We start from the raw sequence: 615 nt of genomic DNA, 5'->3' as shown, positions 1-615 counted from the left end.
GGAAAAGGACGCGAGTCGTTTTCCGATGTTGCGGAAAGATAATTAATAAGATTGAATTTCCGGTGAGGAAATTCAGCCGCAATTAATTATACGCCTTGTTGTACGTTGGCTTTTAGTTTATTATTTTATTAATCTTAAATCTAAGTCCTTTACAATTTTATCAATGTCAAGTTGAAAATCTTTAGGTATGTTAACAGTTGCAATACTTCCAAGGTCTACTTGCCAAAATCCACCTCTCTTTGTTAATTCCTCTCCAAGTATTCTATAATCAGATTCCTTATAGTTTGGTGTTAATTGAAATCTACGTGTAATGAATTCTGATTCCTTTGTGATTTTTGTTATTTCGTGTTTTTTTTCTTTGTTTATTTTCGTTTCGAATTCCGTTCCCAAAGTCAATTTTGAGTTACAAAAGTCGTTGTCAATCATCCGAAATTTATTTTCAGATAACCGCTCAACATAAAGGAAAGTGGTTACTTTTTCTTCTTTGTGATAAACTTCAATTTTAATTTCTTTCATTTTTTCTGCTTACGTACAACGTATTTGTGTATGATTTTTTGCGGGAAAGGACGCGAGTCGTTTTCCGTTGTTGCGGAAAGATAATTAATAAGATTGAAT

The 615-nt window shown here is 32.2% G+C and carries 1 protein-coding gene; it reads right to left on the bottom strand.

What is annotated here, in order from left to right:
* Nucleotides 1-120: 120 nt before the first annotated feature.
* Nucleotides 121-516, bottom strand: coding sequence for a hypothetical protein (locus tag ACOSP6_RS01590; RefSeq protein ID WP_422092384.1), 396 nt, complete (start codon nucleotides 514-516; stop codon nucleotides 121-123).
* Between the last annotated feature and the right edge of the window lie 99 nt (nucleotides 517-615).

Origin of the sequence: Tenacibaculum sp. MEBiC06402, assembly GCF_049239625.1 — a bacterium.
GTDB lineage: Bacteria > Bacteroidota > Bacteroidia > Flavobacteriales > Flavobacteriaceae > Polaribacter.
The sequence above is the reverse complement of the archived record's forward strand: the minus strand, read 5'-3'. Positions and strand labels throughout refer to the sequence as shown.

Coding starts and splice junctions, on each gene's coding strand:
- ACOSP6_RS01590 (WP_422092384.1), bottom strand. CDS start 516: ATGAAAGAAATTAAAATTGAAGTTTATCACAAAGAAGAAAAAGTAACC.